The organism is Paenarthrobacter sp. 22069 (genome assembly GCF_052046035.1).
Taxonomy (GTDB): domain Bacteria; phylum Actinomycetota; class Actinomycetes; order Actinomycetales; family Micrococcaceae; genus Arthrobacter.
Map to the genome: position 1 here is coordinate 30,157 of NZ_JBQEQF010000004.1, position 26,090 is coordinate 56,246.

The 26,090-nt window shown below is 66.0% G+C and carries 29 protein-coding genes; 14 read left to right on the forward strand and 15 right to left on the reverse strand.

What is annotated here, in order from left to right:
• Position 1: 1 nt before the first annotated feature.
• Both ACTJK0_RS04110 and ACTJK0_RS04115 read right to left on the reverse strand, forming a co-directional pair.
• Positions 2-772: an alpha/beta fold hydrolase gene (locus tag ACTJK0_RS04110; RefSeq protein ID WP_440744347.1), complete on the reverse strand. Its 771-nt coding sequence runs from the start codon at positions 770-772 to the stop codon at positions 2-4.
• Positions 769-1,164 carry a TfoX/Sxy family protein gene (locus ACTJK0_RS04115; protein WP_440744348.1) on the reverse strand — a complete coding sequence of 132 codons (396 nt, stop codon included), beginning with the start codon at positions 1,162-1,164 and terminating at the stop codon, positions 769-771. The genes ACTJK0_RS04110 and ACTJK0_RS04115 overlap by 4 nt, the downstream gene beginning before the upstream one ends.
• A gap of 221 nt (positions 1,165-1,385) precedes the next feature.
• Between ACTJK0_RS04115 and ACTJK0_RS04120 the strand changes: the two genes are divergently transcribed.
• From ACTJK0_RS04120 to ACTJK0_RS04140, 5 genes are all read left to right on the forward strand, one after another.
• Positions 1,386-1,871 (forward strand): hypothetical protein, encoded by a 486-nt coding sequence (locus ACTJK0_RS04120; RefSeq protein ID WP_440744349.1) that lies wholly within the window; start codon positions 1,386-1,388, stop codon positions 1,869-1,871.
• Positions 1,868-3,094, forward strand: a complete 1,227-nt coding sequence (locus ACTJK0_RS04125; protein WP_440744350.1) for an Nramp family divalent metal transporter — start codon at positions 1,868-1,870, stop codon at positions 3,092-3,094. Before ACTJK0_RS04120 ends, ACTJK0_RS04125 begins: the two co-directional genes overlap by 4 nt.
• Positions 3,091-3,501 (forward strand): hypothetical protein, encoded by a 411-nt coding sequence (locus ACTJK0_RS04130; protein ID WP_440744351.1) that lies wholly within the window; start codon positions 3,091-3,093, stop codon positions 3,499-3,501. The genes ACTJK0_RS04125 and ACTJK0_RS04130 overlap by 4 nt, the downstream gene beginning before the upstream one ends.
• Positions 3,488-3,862: a PRC-barrel domain-containing protein gene (locus ACTJK0_RS04135; protein ID WP_110542710.1), complete on the forward strand. Its 375-nt coding sequence runs from the start codon at positions 3,488-3,490 to the stop codon at positions 3,860-3,862. The genes ACTJK0_RS04130 and ACTJK0_RS04135 overlap by 14 nt, the downstream gene beginning before the upstream one ends.
• 175 nt (positions 3,863-4,037) lie before the next feature.
• Positions 4,038-4,241, forward strand: coding sequence for a cold-shock protein (locus ACTJK0_RS04140; RefSeq protein WP_015936345.1), 204 nt, complete (start codon positions 4,038-4,040; stop codon positions 4,239-4,241).
• Between the two features lie 225 nt (positions 4,242-4,466).
• On the opposite strand, the gene ACTJK0_RS04145 is transcribed toward ACTJK0_RS04140, so the two are convergent.
• Both ACTJK0_RS04145 and ACTJK0_RS04150 read right to left on the reverse strand, forming a co-directional pair.
• A complete protein-coding gene (locus tag ACTJK0_RS04145; protein ID WP_440744352.1) occupies positions 4,467-5,078 on the reverse strand; it encodes a gluconokinase in 612 nt (203 codons plus the stop codon).
• Positions 5,078-6,484 (reverse strand): GntT/GntP/DsdX family permease, encoded by a 1,407-nt coding sequence (locus ACTJK0_RS04150; RefSeq protein ID WP_440744353.1) that lies wholly within the window; start codon positions 6,482-6,484, stop codon positions 5,078-5,080. The genes ACTJK0_RS04145 and ACTJK0_RS04150 overlap by 1 nt, the downstream gene beginning before the upstream one ends.
• Positions 6,485-6,725: 241 nt before the next feature.
• Between ACTJK0_RS04150 and ACTJK0_RS04155 the strand changes: the two genes are divergently transcribed.
• Positions 6,726-7,550, forward strand: coding sequence for an SDR family NAD(P)-dependent oxidoreductase (locus ACTJK0_RS04155; RefSeq protein WP_110542713.1), 825 nt, complete (start codon positions 6,726-6,728; stop codon positions 7,548-7,550).
• 3 nt (positions 7,551-7,553) lie between these two features.
• On the opposite strand, the gene ACTJK0_RS04160 is transcribed toward ACTJK0_RS04155, so the two are convergent.
• The 4 genes from ACTJK0_RS04160 to ACTJK0_RS04175 form a co-directional block, all read right to left on the reverse strand.
• Positions 7,554-8,336, reverse strand: coding sequence for a hypothetical protein (locus ACTJK0_RS04160; protein WP_440744354.1), 783 nt, complete (start codon positions 8,334-8,336; stop codon positions 7,554-7,556).
• A 178-nt stretch (positions 8,337-8,514) separates the two neighbouring features.
• The gene (locus tag ACTJK0_RS04165) at positions 8,515-10,233 is read right to left on the reverse strand and encodes a phospholipase C (RefSeq protein WP_440744355.1); all 1,719 of its coding nucleotides are present in this window, start codon (positions 10,231-10,233) and stop codon (positions 8,515-8,517) included.
• A 59-nt stretch (positions 10,234-10,292) separates the two neighbouring features.
• The gene (locus tag ACTJK0_RS04170; RefSeq protein WP_440744356.1) at positions 10,293-11,312 is read right to left on the reverse strand and encodes a DUF6454 family protein; all 1,020 of its coding nucleotides are present in this window, start codon (positions 11,310-11,312) and stop codon (positions 10,293-10,295) included.
• A 126-nt stretch (positions 11,313-11,438) separates the two neighbouring features.
• On the reverse strand, positions 11,439-12,851 hold the full coding sequence (locus tag ACTJK0_RS04175) for a PLP-dependent aminotransferase family protein (RefSeq protein WP_440744357.1): 1,413 nt from the start codon (positions 12,849-12,851) through the stop codon (positions 11,439-11,441).
• Between ACTJK0_RS04175 and ACTJK0_RS04180 the strand changes: the two genes are divergently transcribed.
• Positions 12,850-13,776 (forward strand): DMT family transporter, encoded by a 927-nt coding sequence (locus ACTJK0_RS04180; protein WP_440744358.1) that lies wholly within the window; start codon positions 12,850-12,852, stop codon positions 13,774-13,776. The genes ACTJK0_RS04175 and ACTJK0_RS04180 overlap by 2 nt on opposite strands.
• Before the next feature lie 56 nt (positions 13,777-13,832).
• On the forward strand, positions 13,833-14,453 hold the full coding sequence (locus ACTJK0_RS04185; RefSeq protein WP_440744359.1) for an FMN-binding negative transcriptional regulator: 621 nt from the start codon (positions 13,833-13,835) through the stop codon (positions 14,451-14,453).
• A 12-nt stretch (positions 14,454-14,465) separates the two neighbouring features.
• Here ACTJK0_RS04185 and rlmC read toward each other — a convergent pair whose 3' ends face one another.
• Positions 14,466-15,593 (reverse strand): 23S rRNA (uracil(747)-C(5))-methyltransferase RlmC, encoded by a 1,128-nt coding sequence (rlmC, locus tag ACTJK0_RS04190; RefSeq protein WP_440744360.1) that lies wholly within the window; start codon positions 15,591-15,593, stop codon positions 14,466-14,468.
• A gap of 165 nt (positions 15,594-15,758) precedes the next feature.
• Here rlmC and ACTJK0_RS04195 point away from each other — a divergent pair, with 165 nt between their 5' ends.
• Positions 15,759-16,274 carry an Lrp/AsnC family transcriptional regulator gene (locus ACTJK0_RS04195; protein ID WP_110542716.1) on the forward strand — a complete coding sequence of 172 codons (516 nt, stop codon included), beginning with the start codon at positions 15,759-15,761 and terminating at the stop codon, positions 16,272-16,274.
• Here the strand turns inward: ACTJK0_RS04195 and ACTJK0_RS04200 are convergent.
• A complete protein-coding gene (locus ACTJK0_RS04200; protein ID WP_440744361.1) occupies positions 16,258-17,676 on the reverse strand; it encodes an aldehyde dehydrogenase family protein in 1,419 nt (472 codons plus the stop codon). The two genes, ACTJK0_RS04195 and ACTJK0_RS04200, sit on opposite strands and share 17 nt — an antisense overlap.
• Positions 17,669-18,721, reverse strand: coding sequence for a homoserine dehydrogenase (locus ACTJK0_RS04205; RefSeq protein WP_440744362.1), 1,053 nt, complete (start codon positions 18,719-18,721; stop codon positions 17,669-17,671). The genes ACTJK0_RS04200 and ACTJK0_RS04205 overlap by 8 nt, the downstream gene beginning before the upstream one ends.
• 287 nt (positions 18,722-19,008) lie before the next feature.
• Between ACTJK0_RS04205 and ACTJK0_RS04210 the strand changes: the two genes are divergently transcribed.
• Together ACTJK0_RS04210 and ACTJK0_RS04215 are read left to right on the forward strand one after the other, a co-directional pair.
• Entirely contained in the window at positions 19,009-20,454 is a 1,446-nt protein-coding gene (locus ACTJK0_RS04210) for an amino acid permease (protein WP_440744363.1), read from the forward strand.
• A 154-nt stretch (positions 20,455-20,608) separates the two neighbouring features.
• The gene (locus ACTJK0_RS04215; protein ID WP_440744364.1) at positions 20,609-21,388 is read left to right on the forward strand and encodes an IclR family transcriptional regulator; all 780 of its coding nucleotides are present in this window, start codon (positions 20,609-20,611) and stop codon (positions 21,386-21,388) included.
• Positions 21,389-21,395: 7 nt separating this feature from the next.
• On the opposite strand, the gene ACTJK0_RS04220 is transcribed toward ACTJK0_RS04215, so the two are convergent.
• From ACTJK0_RS04220 to ACTJK0_RS04230, 3 genes are read right to left on the reverse strand one after another with little or no spacing between them, the layout of a single operon-like run.
• On the reverse strand, positions 21,396-22,172 hold the full coding sequence (locus ACTJK0_RS04220; protein WP_440744365.1) for an IclR family transcriptional regulator: 777 nt from the start codon (positions 22,170-22,172) through the stop codon (positions 21,396-21,398).
• Positions 22,173-22,202: 30 nt separating this feature from the next.
• Positions 22,203-22,952, reverse strand: a complete 750-nt coding sequence (locus ACTJK0_RS04225; RefSeq protein ID WP_440744366.1) for a cyclase family protein — start codon at positions 22,950-22,952, stop codon at positions 22,203-22,205.
• A complete protein-coding gene (locus tag ACTJK0_RS04230; protein ID WP_440744367.1) occupies positions 22,949-23,398 on the reverse strand; it encodes a hypothetical protein in 450 nt (149 codons plus the stop codon). The genes ACTJK0_RS04225 and ACTJK0_RS04230 overlap by 4 nt, the downstream gene beginning before the upstream one ends.
• Positions 23,399-23,513: 115 nt before the next feature.
• Here ACTJK0_RS04230 and mmuM point away from each other — a divergent pair, with 115 nt between their 5' ends.
• Complete coding sequence (gene mmuM, locus ACTJK0_RS04235; protein WP_440744368.1) at positions 23,514-24,467, forward strand: homocysteine S-methyltransferase; 954 nt, start codon at positions 23,514-23,516, stop codon at positions 24,465-24,467.
• A 54-nt stretch (positions 24,468-24,521) separates the two neighbouring features.
• A complete protein-coding gene (locus ACTJK0_RS04240) occupies positions 24,522-24,872 on the forward strand; it encodes a DUF3846 domain-containing protein (RefSeq protein WP_440744369.1) in 351 nt (116 codons plus the stop codon).
• 2 nt (positions 24,873-24,874) lie between these two features.
• Here ACTJK0_RS04240 and ACTJK0_RS04245 read toward each other — a convergent pair whose 3' ends face one another.
• Positions 24,875-25,426: a dihydrofolate reductase family protein gene (locus ACTJK0_RS04245; RefSeq protein WP_440744370.1), complete on the reverse strand. Its 552-nt coding sequence runs from the start codon at positions 25,424-25,426 to the stop codon at positions 24,875-24,877.
• Positions 25,427-25,647: 221 nt separating this feature from the next.
• Between ACTJK0_RS04245 and ACTJK0_RS04250 the strand changes: the two genes are divergently transcribed.
• Entirely contained in the window at positions 25,648-26,079 is a 432-nt protein-coding gene (locus tag ACTJK0_RS04250; RefSeq protein ID WP_440744371.1) for a hypothetical protein, read from the forward strand.
• Positions 26,080-26,090 lie beyond the last annotated feature (11 nt).

Here is a 26,090-nt window from a genome sequence, read left to right on the forward strand (position 1 = left end):
GCTACGGGCCCGGGCTTCCTTCCGCCCGCGCCCAGTGTTCCTGCAGCAGCGCCGCGACCCGCTCCGGCTCGATCCGGTGCGGCGGATCGAAGTGGTGGCGGTCCGGGAACACTTCAAGCCGGAAGTCAGGGAAGACCCGGCTCAGGCGAGCTGCGTTGTCGGCGTAGTCGTCCGGATTGCTCTTACCGCCAAGAATGAAGAGCACCGGCCGATCAAAGCCCGCAAGCCGGCTGCGGTCCAGGTTGTACGACTTGAAGGCCTTGAGGAACGCCCCGATCCCCGCTGGCCTCCTGGCCATCCATGGCGGGGGCGGACCGGGCGGGGGAGGCGGAAGGACGACGTCGTCCCTGACGCCCAGCCGCATGAACGCGGCCATGAACGCGCCGGGCGGGAGGCCATTCAACTGGTCATACTTTTTCCAAAGTTCCGCGTGCTCCGGGCTCCAGTCCCAGGTGCCCGCCCATGCCGGCTCCAGCAGCGCCAGGCTCCGGAGCCGCTCCGGATGCGCTGCCGTCAACGCCAGGCTGGCTGAGCCGCCCCCGGAATACCCCACGAGGTGGAAACTGTCCCAGCCGCGCGCATCCGCCTCACGGAGGACCGCGTCTCCTTCAGTGTCCAGGGTCCAGTCCGCCGGCGGGGAATCATCGGCGTACAGTTCCAGGTCCTTGGCGACAGCGTCCACACCTGTTCCCAGGGCCTCCAGCAATCTGCCGTAAGCCGGCCCCGCGGGCAGCACGCTCCCGGGAAGCAGGATGACGCGGAACGGGGTCATGGTTGGACCTTGCGCGCCTTCGGTCCCCTGGGCTCCTTGGGCTCCTTCGGCGGCAGGGACGCGACGTACGCCAGCGCCTTCCCGGCCCACGCACGCGCCCGGGTGTCATCGCCGTCGCCCTCTTCATTCCACACTTCCGGCAGTCCGGTGTAGCCGCCCATGGGCCGCTCGGCCGGGCCGAACGGCACAGTGCGCTCCGAGGACTCCAGCAGTTCCCTGTCCTCCCGGGACAGTTTCACCCCGATGGTGGAGCCGAACAACCCTGCGAACATGTTGCCGTTCACGAACGCTCCCAAGTTGCCGAACATGGGTTTCACCACCACGCCAGGATGGTCCGGGACCACGCGCCGGAACCGCTCTTTGTCTTCCTCGGTAGCCTTGGGCATTTCCATGGCGTCTTCTCCCGGTGGCAGGTGGTCGGGCAGGATGTGGATGCAGGATATGCCTCTTTGGTGCCGGGGTCGAGAGGCCGTGGATGCCCTGTGCGCCACCCACAAAATCCCGCCTGAACAGGTCAAACTTCCCGGTGGAGTGCTATATATAGCTCTAGGCAACTATTTGGGCGCCTTGCCAGGGAGCATGGATCCGGGTTACCCGGGGACTGGAGGCCACGGTGCGGAACACGCCAGTCTCAGCCCCGGCCGCGAAGTCCCGGCCCCGGTTGGCCGCCAGGCTCTGGATGCTGGCCGTCACCGCGCTCGCCGTCCTGACTGCCTGCGGCGGCGGCACCGCCGAATCAGTGTCCAGGGCCATCAAGGACAGCAGCTCGGCCGTCGCCACGGCACGGATCGCCCTCCGCCAGGACATGGACGGCAAGCTGACCCGCGCCGCCACCTCAACAACCCTGGACGATGAGCTCAAAGAGGTCCAGTCCAGCCGGAGCAGCGTCCTGAAACTCTCGCCGGCCACTCCGGAGGACCGCGATACACAAAAGCAGGCGCTGGACGTGCTGGACCAGTGCGCCGCCGGCTTTGCCACGGCCCGCGCCGCGCTTTCGGCGGACGACGGCGGAACCCCCTCGCTCGCGGACGGTGACAAGGCCCTGGCCGGCTCGCAGGACGCCCTGAAGCAGCTCGAAGACAAGGTGGGGTCAAAGTGAAACGGCTCCTCGGCGTCGCGCTTGGCATCCTCACCGCTATCGGCGGCTTCGTGGACATCGGGGACCTGGTGACCAACGCCGTCGTGGGATCCCGTTTTGGCCTGTCCCTGGTGTGGGTGGTGCTGGTTGGCGTCGTGGGGATCGTCCTCTTCGCCAATATGTCCGGCCGTGTGGCGGCAGTATCCGGCCGGGCCACGTTCGAGGTGATCCGTGAACGGCTGGGGCCCAGGGCCGGGCTGGCCAACCTGTCGGCGTCGTTCCTGATCAACCTCATGACGGTGACGGCGGAGATCGGCGGCATTGCACTGGCCCTGCAGCTGGCCAGCAGCGTGTACTACCTGCTGTGGATTCCCGTGGCCGTGGTGGCAGTGTGGCTCGTGATCTGGCGTGTCCGGTTCTCCATCATGGAGAACGTCACCGGCCTGCTGGGGCTGACCCTGATCATTTTTGCAGTGGCGCTGTTCCTCCTGAAACCGGACTGGAGCTCCCTGGCCGGACAGCTGATGCCCGCGGTGCCCCAGGAGGAAACTGTCTGGTCCTACAGCTACTACGCCATTGCCCTGTTCGGCGCGGCCATGACCCCGTACGAGGTGTTTTTCTTCTCCTCCGGAGCCGTGGAGGAGGGGTGGACCGTGAAGGACCTGGCCCAGTCGCGGATCAACGTCCTCGTCGGTTTCCCGCTGGGCGGCCTGCTGTCCGTGGCCATCGCTGCGTGCGCCACTGTCGTGCTGCTGCCCGCCGGTATTTCGGTGACTTCGCTGTCGCAGGTGGTCCTGCCGGCGGCGGAAGGTGCCGGGAAGTTGGGGCTCGCGGTGGTCCTGGTGGGCATCGTTGCGGCCACCTTCGGCGCCGCCCTGGAAACCACCCTGTCCAGCGGCTACACCCTGGCGCAGTTCTTCGGCTGGTCCTGGGGTAAATTCCGCCGCCCGGCTGAGGCCGCGCGCTTCCACCTGGCCATGATTATCTGCCTCCTGGTGGGCATCGCCGTCCTGGCTACGGGGGTTGATCCCGTCCTGGTGACTGAATACTCGGTGGTGTTCTCCGCGATCGCGCTGCCGCTGACCTACCTGCCCATCCTCATCGTGGCCAATGACCCGGAATACATGCAGGAGCACGTCAACGGACGGGCAGTGAATGCCCTGGGCATGGTCTACCTGGTGATCATCCTGGTGGCCTCCATCGCAGCAATACCACTCATGATCGTGACAGGAGCCGGGTCATGACGTCCGCGCACCAGCAGTTGCCGCCCGCCCCGCCGGTCGCAGGCCGCATCCTCGATGCCCAGGTGCACCTGATGGACCGGCAGGTGCTTGACCACGACGGCGTTCCGGTCACCACCGTTGACGATCTTGAGGTCACCGGGCCAGACCTGGACGCGGAGATCCCGCCCGGGACGACCGCCCCGGTCATCACCGCCCTCCTGACCGGGGCGGTGCTGGGGACGCGCATCTTTGGCGGCAGGCCGCCGTCGTCCCGCCTGATCCGCCTCCCCTGGAAGGACGTGGCAGAGGTGGGGGTAGTGCTCCGGCTTGGCATCAAGGGGGAGCCGCTGGACGCCAGCTGGGTTGAGCGGTGGGTCAGGGACAAGATCATCGCGCGCATCCCGGGAGGGCGCCATGATCCTCGGTGACCTGCTGGGGACCCCTGTCTTTGATGCGGACGGCGGGCGGCTGGGCCGCGTGGCCGACGCCCGGTTCGTGCTGGACGGCACCCCGCACCAGCTGATGGCGGAGCCTCGGCTACTGGGGCTGGTGGTGGGCCCGCACAGCGCGTCCTCCTTCATGGGCTACGAGCGGAACGGCCTCACCCGGCCCCGCACGATTGCCCGGATCCTCCGGTGGCGGCACCGCGGATCATTCCTGGTGCTGTGGGAGGACATCGCCGTGATCGGCGAACGCTCCGTGCGGCTTCGGCCCGGCTTTACCCGCTACAGCACCGCACTGGATGACCGCGCGCAGACCCGATCGGCGCCTGAACAGGGAAGCGATTAGGCGTGGGCTGAATCTCCTGTAGTCTTGAACCTGTTGTTGTGTTTATGCAGTTGGTAGTTCAGGCAGTACGCGCGGTCGAAAGTCCGTGTTCTTCTGAAGTAGCGGTTTTTGAACACCCCACGCCGGAGGGCCCGAAAGTCGGGACTTTCCCTCCACCTTCACGAAGGACAAAATAATGGCTACTGGTACCGTCAAATGGTTTAACGCTGAAAAGGGCTTCGGCTTCATTTCCCCGGACGACTCCTCGCAGGACGTTTTCGCGCACTACTCCGCGATCAACTCCTCCGGCTTCCGCTCCCTCGAAGAGAACCAGAAGGTTTCCTTCGACACCGAGCAGGGCCCCAAGGGTCCCCAAGCCACCAACATCCAGGCTCTCTAATTTCTTAGGGTTCCGGGACCGTTAGGTTTCCAAGCAGGGTCTGCCGTGATTCACGGCAGACCCTGCTTTTGTTAACCCGCGTGCTGGAAATGGGTTCCTCGCGCCGAATCTTTGACTGTAGGGGCATGGTGTGCGGGGTGCACGCCGTGGATTAACGAAATCAACGCGCCGGCTGAAGCGTTGGCTCCAGCCGGGCGCGTTGGCGATTCCGCGTCCCGGGGCGGCCTAGGAACCGGCGGGGTCCCCCGGCTGGCCCAGCGCGGATGACCGGCCCGGGTTTGGGTGGCCCAGTGCGGTTGAACCGGAAGCGGGAGAGAGGCCAAGGCGGCTGACCACCTCGGCGGCTTCCTCAGCGGGGGTGCGCCCCACATCCACCACGATCGTGTTCTCGTCCGGTCCTGGCGGTTCAAGCGTGGCAATCTGCGAATCAAGCAGTGAAGCGGGCATGTAGTGGTCCATGCGCGCCGTCAGCCGGCGGCCTATCTGTTCCTTGGAGCCCGACAGATGTACGAAAACGACGTTCTTTTCGCGGAGCCGGTCCCGGTAGATCTTTTTCAGCGCAGAGCAGGTGATGATGCCCGGTATTCCAGCCATCGTGTGCTCGATGATCCACGAGGCAATGGTGTCCAGCCAAGGCCAGCGGTCCTCGTCGGTCAGGGGGATTCCGGCAGCCATCTTTGCCACGTTTTCGGCCGGGTGCAGGTCGTCGCCTTCCTCCAGATCCCAGCCGAGCTGGCCCGCAAGGATGCCCGCCACCGTGGACTTGCCTGAGCCGGACACGCCCATGATGACGAGGACCGGCTGCTGGACGGACTCGGGGGTGGGTGCGGTGTGCATCAGGGGACCACCACTGAGAGGACCATGACCAGCGCGAAACCGACCACGGAGATGAGGGTCTCCATCACCGACCAGGTCTTGAATGTTTGGCCCACGGTCAGCCCAAAGAGCTCCTTGACCAGCCAGAAGCCAGCATCGTTCACGTGGGAGAGGAACAATGAACCGGCACCCACGGCAAGCACCAGCAGGCCGGCGTGGCCGGGGGAGAGGCCGGCCGCCAGCGGCGCGACGATGCCTGCCGCCGTCACCGTGGCCACGGTGGCTGAACCGGTTGCGAGCCGGATGGCGACCGCGATGAGGAAGCCCAGGACCAGGACGGAGATGTTTGCTCCGGTGGCCCACTTGGCGACGGCATCACCGACGCCGGCTCCAATGAGAGTCTGCTTGAATCCGCCGCCTGCGCCGACGATCAGGATCACGGCCGCGATGGGGCCTACTGATGCACCGATCTTGGTGCCGATCTTGGCGCCGGTGAAGCCGACCGCGTAGCCGAAAGTCACGAGGGCCAGCAGGACTGCGAGGGTCATGGCCACCAACGGTTCACCGATGAAGTCAAAGAAGACGCGGGCCGCGCTCGGGTTCTTGGAGTTGGGGTCGACGATATCCACTACGGCCTTGAGGAGCATCAGGACCACAGGGAAGACGATGGTCAGCAGGGTCACGAGGAAAGTCGGCTGGCGCTTGACGTCAGGATCGGCCTGGGTGTGTTCGGTGTCGATGCCGCCGGCTACCTTCGGCGCATCCACCGGGACCCAGCGCGCAGCGTAGATGGCGAACAGCGGGCCGCAGATGATGACGGTGGGAATGGCGATCAGGAGTCCGAGGGCCAGGGTGATGCCCAGCGGCGCGTTAAGGCTGGAGATGGCGACGAGCGGACCGGGGTGCGGCGGGACCAGGCCATGCAGGACTGAGAGGCCTGCGAGAGCGGGAATGGCTACCCGCATAAGCTTTCGGCCGGACCGCTGGGACACCAGCACGATGACGGGCAGCAGCAGCACGAGGCCGATCTCGAAAAACATCGGCAATCCGATGATGACGGCGACCAGCGCCATGGCCCACGGCAGAATCTTCGGGGAGACCTTGCCCAGCAGGGTGTCCACCACCCGGTTGGCGCCCCCGGAATCAGCCAGGAGCTTGCCCAGCATGGCGCCCAGTGCGATCAGCAGGCCGACTTCTTTCAGGGTGCCCCCGACACCATCTTCGAAGTTGCTGATGACCTTCCCAAGTTCCACCCCGGAGGCAAGGCCTACGAACGCGGATCCGAGGACCAGCGAAAGGAACGGGTGAAGCTTGAGTTTGACGATCAGGAAAACGATCAGCGCGATGCCAATGGCGGCGACGACGACCAGTTGGGTGTCGTGTCCGTTCCAAGGCTCTGTGGCGGCGGGAAGGAGTAGGGATTGCATGAGGCTTCCTCGGTTGGAGTGCAACCGCCAACGGTGCTGGTGGCGGGCTGCAATAAGTATGACGTATAACACCAAAAAAGTGAATAAGTAGGACTTAGGGTCGTTGAAATCCTGTTGGAGGAGCGACGGCGTATAGCCATGTGCGGGCCCGGTGGGTGCCGGGAACACCTGCCGCCCCGCCGTCGTTGTTCCTTTTGGTGTGCCGGACCGGGTGCGCTTCCCGCCGAGCAAAGGACACCCCTTGACTCCTCGAACCATCGTGATCACCGGCGCCAGCGACGGCATCGGCGCGGCAGCCGCCCGGACGCTGGCCAAGGCAGGGGAGCAGGTGGTCGTCGTCGGCCGTTCCGCTGAGAAGACCAGCGCACTGGCCAACGACATCGGCGCCGACCACTACCTGGCCGACTTTTCCGACCTGTCCCAGGTCCGCGACCTTGCCGGAAAGCTGAAGGCCGCCTACCCGCGCATCGATGTCCTGGCCAACAATGCGGGCGGAATCATGGGCAAGCGGACCCTCACCGTGGACGGCAACGAAGCCACCTTCCAGGTCAACCACCTGGCACCGTTCCTGCTGACCACCCTCCTGATGGACACGCTCACCGCCAGCCAGGCCAAGGTGGTCAACACCTCCAGCGCCGCCAACAACTTCGGCAAACTGGATTTGTTCGACCTCACGGCAAGCCAGGGCTACAGCACCAACCGCGCCTACGGCACTGGCAAGCTCGCCAACATCCTTTTCACCTCCGAACTGCACCGCCGCTTTCACGACCAGGGAATTTCGACGGCGGCGTTCCACCCCGGCGTGGTCCGCACCAACTTCGCCGCCGACTCCACCAGCCACTTCCGGCACGCCTACAGGACCATTTTGAACCGGTTCATGCTCAGTCCTGACCAGGGCGCCGACACCATGCTCTGGTTAATCAACGGCACCCCCGGCACGGACTGGATCTCCGGCGCCTTCTACGCCAAGCGTGCATTGGCGAAGGCCAATCCACAGGCCTACGACGCCGAACTGGCCCGCGGGCTTTGGGAGAAGAGCGAAGAGCTGGTCAAGCAGTTCGTCTAGTCCCTACCGTTCGCAGCCGATGCCGTCATGATCGGCGTCGAGGCCGTAGATGTCCCGGCCGATGACCTGAACGGGACCGCTGACGTACGCCGGGCCGTTTCCGCTGCCGCCTGCGCAGTCCACATCGGATGCAACGGGGACGCAGCCTGAATAGTTGGGGTCGCAGCCCGGATTAGTGCCGGGAACAGCAGGGGCAACGGGAGCCGGAGGCGCCGCTGCCTTGGCGGCCGCCGCTGCAGCGGCCTGGGCAGCCGCCTGTGCTGCAGCCGCCTCCTGGGCGGCCTTCGCGTCGGCGGCTTGTTGTGCCGCTGCGGCTGCATCGGCAGCTGCCTTATCGGCAGCGGCTTTGTCGGCAGCTGCCTTATCAGCGGCGGCTTTGTCGGCTGCAGCCTTGTCTGCCGCGGCCTTGTCAGCTGCCGCCTTCGCCGCAGCTGCCGCGGCGAGCTTGTCGGTCACCCGCTTGGACTCTGCCGCCTCCAGCCAAACGAGCCTGCCCGATTCGTCCTTGGTGCAGATATAGGTGCTGCCTGCCGCCGTCTGCTCCGCGTTCGCCGTGGTGCATGGCGTATGCGCAAGGGGCGTCGCCGTGGGGGTTGCGGTGACGGATTCACTGGCCGGCCCTGCGGCTGCCGTCAGTGAGGCCTGGGATCCGCCGCAGCCGCTCAGCAGAAGTACGACGGCGGCGGCCAGTGCCGGCGTCCGGCCCTTCCGCAGGGAGGCTGCGGCGGGGTGGGCGCCGTCCTTGCGAAGCGTGCAAGGCCCGGAAAAGTAGCGGAAAGTAGGCATGCGTCCCCCAAATTCGTGTACCGGATGCTGATGGCACGGCCAGCGTAGTCCCGGCCCCGCGGGCAGAACGGGTTAAGCGCCAATCTTGATTTAATCCTTGGGGAACCTTTGAGATTGGCTGCAGGCGATGCAAGCACCAGTGCCGGGNCAGGCGATGCAAGCACCAGTGCCGGTCGGGCTAACGGCCGGCGGGCTCCGTTTCGTTGCCCTGGATGTTCCCGTTATGGCTGATGGACGCGACGGCGCCGGTCTGTTCGTTGAGCAGGACCTTATCGTTGCGTTCGTGGTGGAAATTGAACATGGCATCCATGGGCCCTGCGGCCGCATCGGCTGACGAGTCACCGATGGTTCCGGTGTGCCAGTTTTCCTCGATGAACCGCAGGATGGAGGCCTGGTCGGTCTCGGTGTGGTCCACGAAGTTCTTCTTCGCGAACGGGGAGATAACCACCAGCGGCTGGCGGGGGCCCGGGCCGCAGCGGTCGGCATAGCCTCCAGCCACCGGGACGCCGTTCGCTGCGGCGTTCTGGCACCATGCGGCGTCGTCACCACCCGTGGAGGCATTCTTCGGCTGGGCGGCGACGTGGTCGTACCATCCATCGGAGTCGTCATACGCGAGCACGATGGCGGTGTTGTCCCAGTTCTTCGACTGCTGGATCTGGTTGACGGTTTTGGTGACGAAGTTCTGTTCGTCCACCGGATCCGAATATGCCGCGTGTCCGTCCTGGAACTCAGAGGCCTTCAGGAAGGACACGGCAGGCATGTTGTCGCTGTCCACCACCTTGCCGAAGTCGGTCAAGTCGTACTGGTGGTTGGCCTGGCCGTTGTGTCCGATCTCTGCGTCCGAGGCCGGCGCCAGGTGGTGCGGGTTGGCGGTGGAGGGGTAGTACTGGAACGGCTGGTGGTGCGGGGAGTAGTCCACCACCGACGCGCCGGCAGCGTTGGTGTGGCTGGCCAGGCATGATGCCGGGGTACTGCCGGTGGCCGCCGTGGTGGGCGCGAAGCCGCCCTGGAACCAGCCCCAGGACGTGCCCTGGGAGTTGAGCAGGTCCCCGATGTTCCTGCCGGTCATGCCGGCCAGGTTGTTGGTCTTGGCATGGCTGTTGTTGGAGCAGTCATCGTAGACCGGGTCAGGGTCATTGATCACCGTGCCGACGCCGTTCGCGTCAGGCTGGCGGACAGCGCTGCTTCCCGTGGCCGGCGTGGCGACCGGCTGGCCGGCAGCAGTGAATTCCTTGACGCCGTGGGTTTGCCCGGAGACCAGGTTCAGCGCGCCAGGGGTTGAAGGGCCGAAGACGGTGCTGAAGTGGTTGTCGCTCATGGCGTAGTTCTGGGCGTAGTTCCAGATGCCGGTGACGGTGTTTCCGTCGTAGTAGTCCATGGTCAGGCCGGGGCGTCCGTACTGGTTGGTGCCGCACGCGTCGCGGCTGGTGAACTGGACGAACTTGTCCATCGCCCCGCCGTTGTAGGCGTTCTGCTCGGCTTTGTAGCCGTGGTCCTGGTCGCAGGTGACAGCCTGCATCGGGGAGAGCCGCGCCGGCTGGACCGAGTTCGGGTTGTTCGGCGCAAGGAGTCCTGCATGGGCCAGGGTGTTGATGTCCTTGGGGGTGTCCTCCGCCGCGGTGAAGGTGGCCGCGGGGGCGCCGGAGCCCTGCTGCGTCTCCCCGGCGGTGTTGGCGGCGTGGGGGTAGGTGGCGAAGTAGTGGTCGAACGACACGTTTTCCTGGAAGAGCACTACGACATGCTTGATCGGCGTCGCCGTCTGGTCCTGGGTGCCGGCGGTGGCGGGTGCGGCGCTGAGGCCGACCAGCCCGGCCGTCAGTGCTGAAGCCGCAAGGGCTGCCGCGCCGGTGGCAGCGGTGACGCTTTTCCTGGTGAATCTTCTTGCCGGGTGATGCATGGGGTATCCAATCGTTCCTGTGCAGTTGCGGGCCGCCGTTGCGGCAGGTGGGGGAAGTGCTAGGGGGTGGGGGTTACGTCGGCCTGGTAGGTGAGGATCTCGGTTCCGTTGCCTTCGTCGCCGTTGTCGGGGGCTACCGTCATGGTGAGGTGGCCGCCGTCCGCGGTCATTTTGAACGGGTTGCGGGTGGCCACGTGGCCGGCCGTTGACCACTGCTGGAGCGGGACCTCGCGGGACACCTGATGGGATTTCAGGTCGATCATCGCCATGCCACCCAGCTCATAGGTGGCCGCCGTGCCGCCGGCCGTCGGGGTCTGCGGGAGGTTGGTGATACCGGCACAGAGCATCCTGGCGTTGGGAACGTACTGGCAGTCCTGGTAGTCGATGAAGTAGTTCGGGTTCTCCCAGGTGGAGAGTTGCTTGCCCTGGAGGTCCCATTCGGCGAAGCGCCGCGAGCCCCAGGTGTTCCCGATGAGGTGCCCGGTCTGCTTGTCCAGGACGATCCCGCCGAAGTGGTCCTTGACCTCGAACTGCTTATGGACGTCCAGGGTCTGTGCATCGACCTTGTAGATGATCGCGCTGCTGTCCGGCCGGTACTGGGCTACCGGCACCCAGACGTTGGTGCCGTCGAAGTCGATGCCGCCCGGATGGTACATGTCGCCTTCGCCAAGGATGATGTCCTTTTGCAGGTTGCCCGCCTTGTCCATGACGAACAGATGGCCGATGCCCTTGCCCGGCGTGCGGTCGTAGCCGTCCTGCGGGGTGGGGTACTTGACGGTGGGTTCAACGATTTGGACGGCAGAGAGGAAGATGTGGTCCTGGCCGTAAGCGATTCCCTCGGTGTGGAATGTGGGGAACTTCAGTTTCAGCTTGGACGTTTCCTGCCAGGCCGTGTTCCGGGTGACGGAGTCAAAGGCGTTGGCCAGGTCGGTGGTCGTTTCGTGGCGGGCTCCGGCGGCGGAGCTGGGGCCCCGTTCCGGGGTGCCCGCCTGGGCAGCCGCGGTACCGGCGGCGGCGCAGGCGGCGACTAGCAGGGACGCTGCCAATGTGAGGGTGCGTCGGGATGGCTTGGAGCTCATGGTGGGCCTCTTAAGGTTGGGGTCTCAACAGGAGCTCTCAAGTTACTAATGGGTAATGAACCGGGAATGGCGGCGCGGTGAACGACCGCTGGCGCCAGGCTGACCGGTTGGCGCGCAGGGCCGTCCTTAGCCGCTGTTTCGCACCAGCGCCTCGCCGATGCGTCGTGCCCCTTCCGGGTAGGCGCCCGGGTTGGGCCCGGAGTAGTTGAGGCGGATGAACGCGCCTGCGGGTTCGGCCGGGAACCACTCCGTGCCGGCGGCGATGATCACCCCCGCGTCCTCGCAGTCCCGGACCAGGCGTGGCAGATCGGTGGCATCCGGCAGGCGGAGCCACAGGTTCAGTCCGCCCCTGGGCAGGGCATCGAGATGGGCCTGGGGAACGTGTTCGCGGATGCTCGTGACCAGCAGGTCCCGGCGCGCCTGGAGCTGCTGCCGCAGGCTGCGCAGGTGCGTCTGCCAGCCGGGTTGGGTCACCACGTCCAGGGCCGCGGCCTGCAGGAGTCCGCTCACGTACATTGATTCCGCGGCGCGCTGGGCCAAAATGCGCTCCCGCACCGGACCGCGGGCGGTCACCGCCGCAATGCGGACGGCGGTGGAGACGCTCTTGGTCAGGGACCGGATATAGACCACATGGCCGGCGTCGTCCCGGGTTGCCAGCGGGACCGGATTGGAGGTGATGCCGAAGTCGTGGGCCCAGTCGTCCTCCACCAGGAAGGCGCCGTGCCGGCGGGCCACGTCCAGGATCTGGTCCCCGCGTTCAGGCGTCCACTGCGCCCCGCTGGGGTTGGAAAAATTGGGCTGCACATAGAAGGCGCGGGCACCAGTCTCGGTGAAGGCGCGGTCCACGTCGGCAGGATCGGGTCCATCCGGACCGGTGGGCACCGGAATCACGCGCACCCCGGTCTGGGCGGCCGCCAGGATGGCACCCCAGTACGACGGCGACTCCATCAGCAGCGGCTGCCCCGCGCCCGCCAACGCACGGAAGATGGAGCTGAGGCCGCTCTGGCTCCCCGGCAGCACGATGACGTCGTTCGGCGTGGGCGGAGTGATACCCACCGGGGTTGCCTGCCCCAGCTCCTGGGCGAACCACTGCTGCAGTTCCGGCATGCCGGCGGCAGGTGGCCGGGACAGTGCGGCGTCCCCGCGGGCAGCCCGCGCAAGGGCGGACCTGACCAGTCGCTCCGGCAGCAGCTCCCGGTCCGGGTAGCCGGAGTGGAACCAGATGGCCTCGCCGGACACGTTACGCATAGTTCCCGACGACGACGGCAGCGGGGACGACGGCGACCGCAACGCTGCCGTTTGCCAGCCGTAGTCCAACGGGCGGGCAGTCCGGACTGCACGGACGAACGTTCCGACACCGGGGCGGCTTTCGATCAGGCCCTGCACCGCCAGAGCCTGCAGTGCCTTCTGCACCGTGACCGGGCTGGCCTGGTGCTCCGCCACCAGTTGCCGCGTGGAGGGCAGTTTTGCCCCCGGCGCCGCCGCGGCCACCCACAGCCGGAGTGCCGTAACAATCCGCGAACTGCTATCGTTGTTCATGAGAGAACATAGTAGCGCTACTGTCCTGAATGGCACAGTGATACTCCCGCGCAGGGCCGCCGGTATCTGGTGGGGCCTTCTGGGCATCGCCGCCTTTTCCTTCACCGTTCCCTTCACCCGGGTGGCGGTCGCAGGCATCCCGCCGCTGTTTATCGGTTCCGGCCGCGCCGTGGTGGCCGCCGTTCTCGCCGCCGCCGCCCTCGCGCTGACCCGGCAACGGCTGCCGCAACCGCGCACGTGGCCGCGCCTTGCACTGGTGGCCGGCGGCGTCGTCGCCGGTTTCCCGCTGCTCACCTCCTATGCCCTCACCGCCGTTCCCGCGGCCCACGGTGCCGTGGTGATCGCGCTTCTGCCGGCTGCCACGGCGACCGTGGCCATCCTGCGGACCGGCGAACGGCCGCCAGCGGTCTTCTGGGCCGTGATGGTGCTGGGCTCACTGACAGCGGCTTCCTTCGCGTTCCTGCAATCCGGCGGCGTGGGCCAGCTGCACTGGGCAGACCTCCTGCTGCTCGGCGCCGTCGCATGCGCGGCTGTCGGCTACGCCGAGGGCGGGCTCCTGGCCCGTGAACTGGGTGCGTGGCAGACCATCGCCTGGGCGTTGCTCCTCGCCGCGCCGGCCATGCTGGTCCTGGCCGTGGCGTCGGTCCTCAACCAGCCGCCGTCGGCCACGCCCGCCCAGTGGGCCGCGTTCGCCTACCTGGCCGTGGTCAGCATGTTCCTGGGCTTCTTTGCCTGGTACCGCGGCCTCGCCATCGGCCCCATGGCGCAGGTCAGCCAGATCCAGCTGGTCCAGCCCGTCCTGAGCATCGGTTGGGCCGCCCTCCTCCTGGGTGAGGCCCTCACCTGGACCACCGTGATCGGCGCTTTCGCAGTGATCCTCTGCGCCGCCGCGGCCGTCCGCCTCCGGCTAACGCCGGCCTCCTGACCAGCCCAACCAAACCAACCCAACCAAACCAACCAAACGGACCCGAAAGGACCCCCATGTACATCCCCGCCCACTTCGCGGCCAGCCCAGAATCCGTCCGGAACCTCCTCGCCGCCCCGGGCGCCGCCAACCTGGTCACCATGACGGACCAGGGGCTGCTGGCAACGCTGCTGCCCTTCGCCTACAACCCCGGGGTGGGAGAGCATGGTGCGCTGCAGGCCCACATGGCACGGAACAACCCGCAGTGGTCAAGTGCGCCCACCGGAGAAGCGCTCGCCATCATCCAGGGCCCCGACGACTACATTTCGCCGTCGTGGTACGCCTCCAAGGCCGAGCATGGCCGCGTGGTCCCCACCTGGAACTACAGCACCGCGCACGTATACGGCGAGCTGGTGATCCACGACGACGCCGGCTGGCTGGCAAGGCACGTCCGGCACCTGACCGGCCTGCACGAGGCCGGCCGGGAGGAACCCTGGGCCGTGGACGATGCCCCGGAGAAGTTCATCGCCGGGCAGCTGCACGCCATCGTGGGCGTGGAACTGCTGATCACCCGGATCGAGGCGAAGGAGAAACTGAGCCAGAACCGCTCCGCAGCCGACGCCGAAGGGGTGGCGGCAGGCCTGCGGACCGGCGGGCGGGAAGCCAGCGCGGCCGCCGTCGAACGCGCACGCCCCTGAACGCTGCCTCTGTCAGGCAGTGCGTTCCAACAGCATCATCACCTCGTAGTGCGTGGTCTGCGGGAACATGTCCAGGACCCTGGCCCGGCGGGCGGTAAAGGAAGGGAGGGCGGCCAGGTCGCGGGCCAGGGACTGGGCGTTGCAGCTGGAGTACACCACATGCTGGACCTCCGACGATTCCAGCCAGCCGCACAGCTCCTTGCCGACGCCGCGCCGCGGCGGGTTCACGATCACCAGCTCCGGCGACTCCTGCGACGCCAGCGCGAAGGCGGTGGCGTCGCCGGCCTGGAAGTCCATCCCTGCCAGGCCTGCCTCGTCACTGCTGAGCCGCGCGGACACGACCGCCTCGCTGCTGGTTTCAATGCCGGTGACGGTGCGGGAGGGGGCGGCACTGTGCAGGGCGAAGCCGCCCACGCCGCAGTACAGATCCCATACGGACGCCGGCGCCAGTTCGTTGACCCACTCGCGCCCCTGCCGGTACAGGGCGGCGGCCATTTCGGTGTTGGTCTGGAAGAAGCTTTGCGGCCGGAGGTGCAGGTTGATGTCGTTGACCCGCATGTTCAGGGTGGACTGCCCCGTCAGCAGGATCTCCTGCTCTCCCTCCAGCACGGCTTTGTGCTGCGGGTGCAGGTTGACGGAGACCACTTTTACCTGCGGAAGGACGGCCAGGAGGTCTGGAAGATGTTTCCTGATGCGCGGCACCGTTTGGTCCGAGCGGAGGACCAGGCGGAGCATCACCTCGCCGTCCGGCGATTCGGTGATGATGAGGTGCTTGAGTTCTCCCGTGCGGCGCGGAACGTCGTAGGGCGTCAGCCTGAGCCGGCGGATGAAGGTGGCCAGCACCGGGAAGCAGGCGAGCAGGCCGGGGGAGCATACGCCGCACTTGCGCAGGTCCACGCCGTGGCCGTCGGCGTCGAGAATGCCGATGGTGGGATTCTGCGCCGTCCCGCCAATCACCATCTTGGCTTTGTTGCGGAAGCCGGACTCCTGGCTGGCAACCGGCGGCAGCCATTCGATTGCGGTATGCCCGGACAGGAGGCCCGCGCAGTGCTGCTGCTTGCCTGCCAGCTGTTCGCCGTAGGGCGTGCCCATGTGGGTGCAGGAGCGGCAGGTGCCGGCATCAAAGTAGGAACAGCGCATGACTGGTCAAGTTTACCCGCCCGCCTTCCCGGCCACGACATGTGCTGAATGCTCTCCGCTGGATCTGGAGCGGCTGCTGCCGACGTATCATCTCTGTGTGCTTTCGTTCTGGAGCCGGGCCGACTCCTGTCTGCTGTTGGAAAGTCATGCGGTGAAGGGTGAAACATGGAGCGGGCGAGTCTTGACCGGATCGACCAGGGCATCCTGGCGGAGCTGACACGCAACGCCCGGGTCAGCCACGCGGAGTTGGCCGCGAAGGTGATGCTGTCCCGCAACGCGGTCAGGCAACGCATCGACAGGATGGAACGGCAGGGGTACATCCAGGGCTACACGGTGGTGACCGGCGCCCCCGGGCACGGCACGGTCTCGGCCTTCCTGATGGTCTACCGGAAGGACAGGGTGCGCGGATCGGACGTCATCGCCGTGCTGCAATCGATCCCGGAGGTGGTCCTGTGCGATGTGGTCAGCGGTGACTTCGATCTGCTGGTGAGGGTGGAAGCACGGTCACTTGAACGCATCCAGGAGATCTGGGAACAGATTGCGGCCACGCCGGGCGTGACGGACACCGTAACGGCGATGACCCTGTCCAACTATGTCCGGCGGGACGCAGCAGCGAGGCCGGGCCAGCCGGGAACCGCCCCCGGCCAGGCTCCGTCCCGGGTGATCAGCCCGGGCGCCTGATGCACACCACTTTCGGCTGGGTCATCTCCTCATAGGCGAAGCGGACTCCTTCGCGGCCCAGGCCGCCATACTTGGATCCGCCGAACGGCATGCCGTCGAAGCGGTAGTCCGATGAGTCGTTGACCATGACGCCGCCTGCGTCAATGCGGCCCGCGGCTTCCAATGCCGTGTCCAGCGATCGGGTGAAGATCCCGGCGTGCAGGCTGAAGTCGATGGCGTTGGCCATGCCGACGGCTTCGTCGAAGGCCGTGAAGGGTTGAAGCATGACGACCGGCCCGAACACCTCTTCCGTCCACAGCCTGCTGCCAGCGGGCACCCGCTCCAGGACGGTGGGATGCAGGACGTTGTTCTCCCTGCTGTTGCCTGTCAGGACTGAGGCGCCGGAGGCAACCGCAGCGTCAATTTTGGCCTGGAGCTGGTCCACCGCGGTGGAACTGATCATGGGGCCGACGTCGGTGGCCTCTTTGGCGGGGTCACCCGCCACCAACCGTGACGTCTCCTGCAGGAAGCGCTGGCGGAACTCGTTGTAACGGGAGGTGGCTACCAGGATGCGCTGAACCCCCACACAGTTCTGGCCCGCTGCCCAGAAGGCTCCGGAGACGCAGGCCGAAACGGCAGCATCGATGTCAGCGTCCTCCATGACGATGACCGGGGCGTTCCCGCCCAGATCCATGGACAGCTTCTTCAGGCCTGCCGTCCTGGCGATGGCCCCGCCAGCCGTGAATCCGCCGGTGAAGGACACCATGCGGACCTCCCGGCTCCGCACGATCGCCTCCGCCACGTCCTTGTCTCCGTGGACCACTGAGAGGATTCCGGCAGGCAGGCCCGCTTCGGCGAAGACCTCGGCGAGCAGTTGCGCGGACAGGGGCGTCAACGCGGAGGGCTTGAGGATGACGGCGTTGCCTCCGGCCATTGCCGGGCCCACCTTGTGCGCCACCAGGTTCAGGGGATCGTTGTACGGGGTAATGGCCGCAATGATGCCCAGCGGTTCCCGTGAGTACCATCCCATGCGGTCCTCGGAGCCTTCATAGGAGTCAAAGGGAATGGTCTCTCCTGCGTTGCGGCGTGCCTCCGCGGCGGACAGGCGAAGGGTGTTAACTGCCCGCAGCACCTCCTTGCGCGCCTGGCGGATGGTTTTGCCGCTCTCGGCTGTGATGGTTTGGGCGAACTCTTCGCGCCGCGCGTCGATTATTGCGGCGGCCGTGTCCAGCAGCTTCCCGCGGGCATGGCGGGACAAAGCACGTGCCTGTTCGGCCCCGGCCCGGGCAGCCGAAATGATCGCGTCCACGGACTCCGCCGGGGTCAGGGCGACTGTGCCCACCGCCCGGCCGTCGTAGGGGCTGAGCACCCCGCGGAACGCTGCCGTTGGGTGCTCCAGGGGTGCAAGGGTTGATTCACGCATCTGCAGCCACCGGGATCCCTGCCGTGTGCATGGCGATGATGTCTGACAGCAGGGCGTACGCCGTCTCCACCCGTCCGGCCCCGGGGCCGGACACCGTCACCGGTCCGAGGAGATCGGTGTTGAATGACACTGCGTTGCCGGCGCCCGAAACTCCGGCGAGGCCATGGTCCAGGGGGAGTGCCACGGGGGAGACGCCGGCGCTGATGGTTCCGTCCACGTTCCGCTGCGCGGAGCCCACCAGTTTCCACCGCCGCCCTTCACTCCTGGCGCTCCTGATGTCCTCGGGGGCCAGCGTTGAAATGGCTTGGCGCTGCACGTCCGCGAGCGTGATGTCCGCCCCCAGCAGTTCATTGGCGAGGATCAGGACCTTCAGTTGGACGTCGTAGCCCTCGATGTCGGCCGTGGGATCTGCCTCTGCATACCCCCGGTGCTGGGCTTCGAGGACGGACTCCTCAAAACTGAGGCCATCTTCCATCCTGCCCAGGACATAGTTGCTGGTGCCATTGAGGATGCCTTCAAACCCATTGACCACCAGACCTGGGAGCAGTTGTTTGGCCAGCCGAAGGACGGGTGTCCCGCTCATCACCGCGCCCTCAAACTCGAAATGCAGCCCCTTCAGGTTCGCGAGCCGGCCCAACTCCCGGCCGTGCAGGGCGACGGGGCCTTTGTTGGTGGTGCAGACGCTCTTTCCGGACTCCAGCGCCCAGCGGACGTGTGAAGCCGCAGGCTCGCCGTCTACAGGGTTGGTGAACGTTGCTTCGCAAATGATCCCGGCAGAGCAGGTCCGGATCACGTGCTCGTTGTCCGGGTCCGCTGACCCCCCGTAAGCTGCAAACGTCGCGACGGCGGGGTCCAGGCCCAAGACCATGTCAAGGTCGATGCCCCCGTCCTGGACCAGGGAACCAAGCCGAAGGTCCGTAATGGCAACTACCCGCAGGTCAAACCCGAGGGTGCGGCCGAGCGCATCCCCTCTGGTGGCGATCAGCTCGGCGAGGGTCCGGTTAACGCCGCCGAACCCGATCAGTGCGATGTCGTAGGTGGTCATTGTTGCTCCCTTGATGTGGTTGATGATGCTCCCATCGTGTCCCTGCCGGGTGTCCGTTGAGGCATGTCCAAACGCTCCATCGCGGAGGCGAAACGACCATCCGGAGGGCAAATCGACATACGGGGTAACCGCAATGAACGTGCAACATTCGCATTTGAATATGATTTTGATGACTAAAACTGCCAGTTTGTGTTACTTTCGTCACTGTCGACGCGCTTAGAGCTTTCATGGACCGGCACCCGAACCGCGGCCGTCCTTCCGACCATCCCCCCCACTGGAGGCACCTCTTGGAATCATCGACCCCCCTCACCCTCAAGCCGGAGCCGGATGCACCGCCGTCAGCGGAATCAGGGCTCCGCCGCTCGATGGGTCCCCGGCACCTTGTCATGATCGCCATGGGCGGGGTGATCGGTTCCGGCCTGTTCCTCAGCTCGGGTTACACCATTTCCCAGGCCGGTCCGCTGGGCGCAGTTCTCGCCTACCTCGTCGGTGCCTTCGTGGTTTACCTGGTGATGGCCTGCTTGGGGGAGCTCGCCATCGCCTACCCCGTCTCGGGTGCGTTCCATATTTACGCTGCCCGGTCCATTGGTCCCGCCACGGGATTCGCGACCGCCTGGCTTTACTGGCTGTGCTGGGCGGTCGCCATTGGATCGGAGTTCACTGCCTCGGGGCTGCTCATGCAGCGGTGGTTCCCCGGCGTTGATGTCTGGGTCTGGTGCCTTGTCTTCGCTGCGACGTTGTTCGGACTCAACGCCGTGTCGTCCAAGTTCTTCGGCGAGTCGGAATTCTGGTTTGCCATTATCAAGGTCGGCGCCATCATCGGGCTCATCGTCCTGGGCGGCGCAGCCCTCCTGGGCTTCCACCCGCTCAGCGAATCGGGCAACCATCCCTTCCTGTTCGAAAACTTCAACACCGAGGGAGGACTGTTCCCCAACGGTTTCACCGGCGTTCTGGTGACGGCGCTCGCCGTCTTCTATGCCTTCTCGGGCTCTGAACTGATCGGCGTCGCCGCCGGGGAGACGAAGGATCCCGCCACGAGCATCCCCAAAGCGATGCGCAGCACGGTCATCCGCCTCCTGGTGTTCTTCGTCGGAGCCATCGCCGTTATTGCCGCCACAATTCCTTACCAGGAAGTCGGGCTCGATGAGAGCCCGTTCGTGACGGTATTCACGGCCACGGGTGTTCCCTTTGCCGCCGATGCGATGAACTTCGTCATCATCACGGCGCTGCTCTCTGCAGGCAACAGCGGCTTGTTCTCCTGCGCAAGGATGCTGTACTCCCTTGCTGACGAAGGCCACGCACCCCAGGCGCTCAAGAAGCTGACCAAGCGCGGCATCCCCATGACCGCGCTCTCGGTGAGCATGCTCGGAGGACTGGCCTCACTCATCAGCAGCGTGGTAGCCCCGGAAACCGTCTACTTGGTGCTGGTATCGGTAGCGGGCTTCGCGGTGGTGGGAGTCTGGATGTCCATCACCGCCTCGCATTTCTTCCACCGGCGGTCTTTTGTCCGGAACGGCGGGGACGTGTCCACGTTGTCCTACCGCGCGCCGCTCTTTCCGCTGGTGCCGGTCCTGGCGTTCACTCTCTGCGCCGTTTCCCTGGTCGGCATCGCCCTGGACCCTACCCAGGTGGCGGCGCTGTACTTTGGTATACCTTTCGTCGCAGCCTGCTACGGCTACTTCCACATCAGGTACGGGCGCCAGGCCGCAGCTGAAAGGAATGCCCGGGGCTGAACCCTTCCATGGCCTGGTGCGAACACTGAACGTCCGCACCAGGCCATGGCTGTATCCGGCACACGGCATTGCTTCTGCCTGATCGCTGCCTCCCGCTGGGCGGTGCTGTGCGCATGTGAGGATAGGGTGGTTGCCGGTCGGAAGGAGCAGCAGGGTGGATAACTCCCCGGAGGCGTCATCACTGGCGCAGGGACTGCGAATCGTGCGTCTGGTCATTGACCGGGAAAAAACCGGGAAGCAGCTCATGGGCGTCTCCCAGTTGGCCGCCGAGCTGGACATGGACCAAAGCCGGGTCTCCCGTCTAACCCAGGAGCTTTGTGAGCTTGGCCTGCTCGAGCGCCGCGAACGCGGACCGTTCCGTGTAGGGGCGGGCTTCTTCGGCCTTGCCGCCACCCTCAATACGGGGTGGATACGGCATGCGGGGGCGGAACTGGAGGCGCTGGTGGCCACTACGGGACTGCGCGCCCGTATCTCCGTCCGCGACGGTTACCGGGTCATCCTCCTGCTGGCGTCCAGCAACGATTCGCAGGCTGGCAGCTTCGTCCAGCCCGGCATGGTGACCCCCGCCTGGTGCACTGGATCGGGCAGGGCGCTGCTGTGGGACCATAAGCGGCGCGGGTTTGAAGCTTTGCTTGCCGACGTGAACTTCGTCGGCGTTGGTGGTCCCGGCGCCCCGCATTCCAGCGCTGAGGCGTGGGAACTGATGGCAAAAGACAAACCCCATGGGTTCGTTGTTGCCACGGAGGAATTCGAACACGGGATCGTGGAGGTGGCCGTGCCTATCCGGGATCCGGGCGGTGGGATCGTCGCTTCGCTGAGTGTGTTGGGCGGCCAGCCGGACGTTGGGCCGCGCGAAGGGGAATTGGCGGATGTGCTCGCAGAGGCAGCGGCAAGGCTCGGTCCGTCCCGGCCCGTAGATGTAGTCGGCCAGTAGTCGGCCCTTATGGATGGCTGTCCGGCGATCGCCATCCGAGCATGCCTTCAAGCCATTTGCCCTGGCGCACGAGCGCTTGGGCGTGTTCGGCCCGGCTGGGTTGAAGGCGGCTCTTCAGGCCCACTACCTGGAGGGCCGCCACCACGTCGCCCCTGAAGTCCCTGACAGGTACGGCCAGCGAGTAGAGCCCCGGCTCCGCTTCCTCATCCACGATGGAATAGCCGCGGACCCGTGCCTCCCCGAGGCGTGCCAGGAAGTCCTCAACATCGGCCGGTGTGTTCGGGCCGTGCTGCTGGAACTGGACGCCGGCGAAAATTTTACGGACCTCATCGTCCGGAGTCTCCCAAAAGAGTGCCTGGCCGGCATCGCTGCAGTAGGCAGGGTAGGGCCGGCCCAGCCATGAGCCCACCATCCGGCTGCTCGCCGGGACGCTTTCGCCCACCGTTACTGTGCTCCTGCCGCTGAGAACGCCCAGGAAGCACCCCTCATCGGTCTCCCTCGAGAGGCGTTCCAGGGCTGCGGTCCCGTCGGTAGCCAGCCGGCGCCGGGTCAGCAGGAGGGCGTCGGTCAGGACGCCCCAGTCCAGGGCAAAGGTGCGTTCGGGGGTTCTCCGCAGGAAACCTTCCTGTTCTGCTGTCCGCAGGCTCCTGGAAACCTGGCTTCGGTCCTTGCCCAGGTCTCCTGCGATCTCTGCCACCGTGCCGCCGGGGAGGCCACGCAGGTGGCGTTCCCCGGCCGCCAGGACGGCCATGACGCCCCGTCCCATGCTTGAAGTCCTCGACATGGTCCGAGTCTAGATGACCGTCCGACCGGGTCAGGAGATGGCGAAGACGCGGGCGGGAAAGCCGCTTCCTTCGTAGGGTTTGGCCCAGCTGGCCACGATCGCGGCACCGGATTCCGGGAGGCCGGACAAATCAGCCAGTAATTCGATCTGCCAGCGGTCCTTCGCCAGGATGTAGGTTTCCAGGCCAAAGTCCCCCTGCGAGGTTGCCGCCCCCGGATCCGTGTCTGTTTGCTCGTGCCCGATGGCCGAAACCGACCGTTCCTCCACCAGGAAGGAAAGCACCTCGCGGGACCACCCGGGAGTGTGGCCGACCCCGTCCGCATCCTTGTTGGCCATGGCATCACCGTCGGGCCACCGTGCGCTCCAGCCGGTCCTCAGGGCAACGAAGCATCCAGCCGGAATTCTTCCATTCCGGTCTTCCCACCCGTTCACATCCTGCAGGGTGGGGACGGCGTCCGGATCCCGTTCAACGCGCTGGGTGATGTCCAGGACCACAAGCGGGAGAATCATCTCCTGGACTGGAATCCGGTCAAGGGTGCGGCCGCCGCGGATGAAATGGGATGGCGGATCCACGTGCGTGCCCCACTGGCCAACGATCGAATACCGGTGGGCTGTGAATCCGTCGCCTCTTTCAAGGTCGAAAAGCGCCTCCCGGTTTTCGTCGGGAAAGGCGGGGAAACGGGGCTGGCCCGGGTGGAAGGCGTGGGTGAGGTCCGTAAATGTCCTGCCTGCCAGGGCGGACTGAAGCGCGGGCCAGGCGGCAGTGGCGGTGAGTGTCATGATGCTGCCGCCGCCGAGGGGGTTCTACGGTGCAGGGCGCCGGCAACGCTCAAGGGCCCGGTCACCTCGATGACGGGCAGTTCCCAGGGGTGGATGGCCACCAGTTCCTGCATGGCCCGTTCCAGGACGGCGCGGTCCACTCCGGCGTCAAAATAGGTGGTGAAGACGAACGTGGGAGAGATGGTCTGCTCGCCCACCCGGCCGAGGGTGGGCGAGGCCCCTTCGCCGCAGGAGAATCCTTCAAATCCGATTCCGGATTCGAAGACGTGCTTGTAGTTCCCGAAATCACCGAGGTCGGGGAACTGCTCAACGGTATGCAGGAGTTCTGCAAGCCCCGGATCCTGCCGGACAGCCGTGGCATCTCCGGCGGCTATCCGGCCGAAGGTTTCCGCGCTGATAGGCCAGTGGACCCGCAGCTTACGGACACTGTTCAGGTGCACACTCACGAATATTCCTCCTGTAATGGTCGTTGCTGCTGTCATCGTGGCACACAGTGATATGCATTACAAGCATGGAAACTTGTCTATAATGAGTAAAAGCCCACAATTGACTGGAGTTGAGATGCAGCGCCGCCCTTTGCTGTCCGCCCTGCTGGAAAGCAACGCCGGCCTGGTCTCCGACGGCGCACTTGCTACGGAACTCGAGCGCCGCGGCTGCGATCTGAACGATCCCCTGTGGTCCGCCAAGGTTCTCCTGGAGCAGCCTGGACTGATCACGGAAGTCCACCGCGACTACTTTGCCGCCGGGGCCAACATCGCCACCACCGCCAGTTACCAAGCCACCCCGCAGGGTTTCGCGGCGCGTGGCATCAGTGCGCAGGATGCATTGGAGCTGGTTGCCCTCTCCGTCCGGCTGGCGGATGAAGCACGGCGGCAGCATCTGGCGGATCATCCCGACGCCGGGGTGCTTCTCCTGGCCGGTTCGGTAGGGCCATACGGCGCCTACCTCGCGGACGGCTCGGAGTACCGGGGCGATTACGTCCTGACCGCCCGGGAGTTCCGGGACTTTCATGCTCCCCGTATTGGGGCGCTGGTCGATGCAGGCGTGGACGTCCTGGCGTTTGAAACGCTGCCTTCCTTCGCCGAAGCGGAGGCCCTCCTGGCACTTGCCCGGGAACACGGCGTCGACAGCTGGTTTTCCTTCTCCCTGCGCGACGGCGGCCACATCAGTGACGGAACCCCGCTCGCCGACGTTGCCCGGCTCCTGGACGGGCAGCCGCATGTTGCCGCCGTGGGGGTCAACTGCGTTCCGCTTGACCTGGTGGGTCCGGCGCTCGCGGCACTGCGCCTGCATACGGCGACGCCGTTGGTGGCCTATCCGAATTCCGGGGAGGCCTACGATCCCGGGACCAAGACGTGGAGCCAGGCGGAGAGGCAGGACGATTCGGCTGGGGGAGGAGCACCGGCAACCCTCGCCGCCGCTGCCGACGGCTGGCGGGAACACGGTGCCCGGATCCTGGGCGGATGCTGCCGTACCACGCCCGCCGACATCGCGCGGCTGGCCGGGAAGGCATAGCCGCCGGGAACACCGCCGCCTCCACAGGTGTTAATGCCTATGGAGAAACGAACGATGAACAACAGAACTTACACAGCACTCGTAGTCCCGGCCAACAATGCCGAACCCCTACGGATCGAGCAGGTGGCAGCGGACCTGCAGGCACTGGAAGCCTTGGTGGGCGGGCCGCTGGAATCGGTGATCCGCGGTGACTGGCATGTTTACCTCAACGCGGAAAGCGTCATCACGCTCCTGCCCCTCAACGTCCGCGCCGACCAGCTCATGCACGAATGCGGCCTGGACCTGAACGGGATCCGCGGCACCGCCGTCTTCCTGGGCCGCGGCGAACACGGAGCCGAAGCCGATATCCCGGACCACCTGGCCAGGCTGGCAGAAGAGTTGTTCGGGGCGCCGCTGGCTGCCTGAGGCTAGTCCTTGCGCACACCGTAGGTGCTGAGGACGTTGCCCTTGCTGGTGGTCGACTGGTCCTGCAGCACCAGCCGGGTGAGCGGGTCCCCGTCCTCGAACAGCCGGCGGCCGCTGCCGGCAATGACCGGGTGCGTCATCAGTGTCAGGGAGTCCAGCAGCCCGGCGAACAGCAGCTGCCGGGTCACGGAAATGCTCCCGCAGACGGCGATTTCGCCCCCGTCGCGCTCTTTCAATGCGGCGATGAACTCCTCCAGCGGCGCGTCCATCAGCTGCGAGTTCTGCCACTCCAGCGGCCCCGTCAGTGTCCGCGAAGCCACGAACTTTTCCACGGGGTTGATGAACGCGGCAAAGTCCTGGTCCTGCGGGGCGGTGGGCCAGTAGCCGGCCCACTCCTGGTAGCTGACGCGGCCCAGGACCACCGTGTCCACCTCATTCATCATCCTGGTCATGCCCTGGCCGAGCTCCTCGTCAAAGCTGTCGAACTGGAACTTGAAGGGCTCGGACACCACCCCGTCCACCGAGTGGAACAGGCCGGCAGTGACTTTGCGCATGGGAACCTCCAAAGGTGTGGGCAGACAGGCTTTACGGTATTCGCCGGATCGCCTTCCGGGAAGGGTTTCGGCCCGCTTTCAGGCCCGGGATTCGGTACGACGGCGGGTGGCTGCGTTAGGTTGGTCACTCGCCGTGTTGTCTTGCGCCGTTTATTGCCGGCCCGGCCCCATACTTGTCTTGAACGGTTGTTGCCGTCCCCCGGCCAGGCAGGAGGAAGTGCATGGAAGCCCTGAAAAAAGTCGTGACCAACCAGTATTTTCCTGCCGGCGCCGTGCTGACCGCTGTGCTGCTGTTTTGGGTTGTAGGCATGCTGGGCGGCCTGTCGCTGCTCAACAACAACCAGCCGCCGCTGACCACCCTGACCTGGATGCTGTTCGTCTACGCCGCCGCCGTGCTGACCCCCCTTGCAGGGCTGCTGGCCGGCGCCGACCTGGTCCGCCGCTGGCGCCGCAACCGCGCCGCGGGATCTGCCCAGGCAACCAGTGCCGAACCTGCCGCTGACTCCTTCGGCGAGCCGGCGCCGTCGGCCCCTGAGGCCTCGGTTGTGCCGGCATCCTCCCCGGCACCCGCGGCGACTTCCACGCCGAACCCGGTGGAGCCGCCGGCCACCCAGCCAAAACCGCAGCGCCCCGGCCGCAAGGAAGCGGCCTAAGTCCTCAAGGT

Excerpts from the sequence above, each read along its gene's own strand:
- ACTJK0_RS04110 (WP_440744347.1), bottom strand. The coding sequence starts at position 772 with ATGACCCCGTTCCGCGTCATCCTGCTTCCCGGGAGCGTGCTGCCCGCG.
- ACTJK0_RS04115 (WP_440744348.1), bottom strand. The coding sequence starts at position 1,164 with ATGGAAATGCCCAAGGCTACCGAGGAAGACAAAGAGCGGTTCCGGCGC.
- ACTJK0_RS04130 (WP_440744351.1), top strand. The coding sequence starts at position 3,091 with ATGACGTCCGCGCACCAGCAGTTGCCGCCCGCCCCGCCGGTCGCAGGC.
- ACTJK0_RS04135 (WP_110542710.1), top strand. The coding sequence starts at position 3,488 with ATGATCCTCGGTGACCTGCTGGGGACCCCTGTCTTTGATGCGGACGGC.
- ACTJK0_RS04140 (WP_015936345.1), top strand. The coding sequence starts at position 4,038 with ATGGCTACTGGTACCGTCAAATGGTTTAACGCTGAAAAGGGCTTCGGC.
- ACTJK0_RS04145 (WP_440744352.1), bottom strand. The coding sequence starts at position 5,078 with ATGCACACCGCACCCACCCCCGAGTCCGTCCAGCAGCCGGTCCTCGTC.
- ACTJK0_RS04150 (WP_440744353.1), bottom strand. The coding sequence starts at position 6,484 with ATGCAATCCCTACTCCTTCCCGCCGCCACAGAGCCTTGGAACGGACAC.
- ACTJK0_RS04160 (WP_440744354.1), bottom strand. The coding sequence starts at position 8,336 with ATGCCTACTTTCCGCTACTTTTCCGGGCCTTGCACGCTTCGCAAGGAC.
- ACTJK0_RS04165 (WP_440744355.1), bottom strand. The coding sequence starts at position 10,233 with ATGCATCACCCGGCAAGAAGATTCACCAGGAAAAGCGTCACCGCTGCC.
- ACTJK0_RS04170 (WP_440744356.1), bottom strand. The coding sequence starts at position 11,312 with ATGAGCTCCAAGCCATCCCGACGCACCCTCACATTGGCAGCGTCCCTG.
- ACTJK0_RS04180 (WP_440744358.1), top strand. The coding sequence starts at position 12,850 with ATGAGAGAACATAGTAGCGCTACTGTCCTGAATGGCACAGTGATACTC.
- ACTJK0_RS04175 (WP_440744357.1), bottom strand. The coding sequence starts at position 12,851 with ATGAACAACGATAGCAGTTCGCGGATTGTTACGGCACTCCGGCTGTGG.
- ACTJK0_RS04185 (WP_440744359.1), top strand. The coding sequence starts at position 13,833 with ATGTACATCCCCGCCCACTTCGCGGCCAGCCCAGAATCCGTCCGGAAC.
- rlmC (WP_440744360.1), bottom strand. The coding sequence starts at position 15,593 with ATGCGCTGTTCCTACTTTGATGCCGGCACCTGCCGCTCCTGCACCCAC.
- ACTJK0_RS04195 (WP_110542716.1), top strand. The coding sequence starts at position 15,759 with ATGGAGCGGGCGAGTCTTGACCGGATCGACCAGGGCATCCTGGCGGAG.
- ACTJK0_RS04200 (WP_440744361.1), bottom strand. The coding sequence starts at position 17,676 with ATGCGTGAATCAACCCTTGCACCCCTGGAGCACCCAACGGCAGCGTTC.
- ACTJK0_RS04205 (WP_440744362.1), bottom strand. The coding sequence starts at position 18,721 with ATGACCACCTACGACATCGCACTGATCGGGTTCGGCGGCGTTAACCGG.
- ACTJK0_RS04220 (WP_440744365.1), bottom strand. The coding sequence starts at position 22,172 with ATGTCGAGGACTTCAAGCATGGGACGGGGCGTCATGGCCGTCCTGGCG.
- ACTJK0_RS04225 (WP_440744366.1), bottom strand. The coding sequence starts at position 22,952 with ATGACACTCACCGCCACTGCCGCCTGGCCCGCGCTTCAGTCCGCCCTG.
- mmuM (WP_440744368.1), top strand. The coding sequence starts at position 23,514 with ATGCAGCGCCGCCCTTTGCTGTCCGCCCTGCTGGAAAGCAACGCCGGC.
- ACTJK0_RS04240 (WP_440744369.1), top strand. The coding sequence starts at position 24,522 with ATGAACAACAGAACTTACACAGCACTCGTAGTCCCGGCCAACAATGCC.
- ACTJK0_RS04245 (WP_440744370.1), bottom strand. The coding sequence starts at position 25,426 with ATGCGCAAAGTCACTGCCGGCCTGTTCCACTCGGTGGACGGGGTGGTG.
- ACTJK0_RS04250 (WP_440744371.1), top strand. The coding sequence starts at position 25,648 with ATGGAAGCCCTGAAAAAAGTCGTGACCAACCAGTATTTTCCTGCCGGC.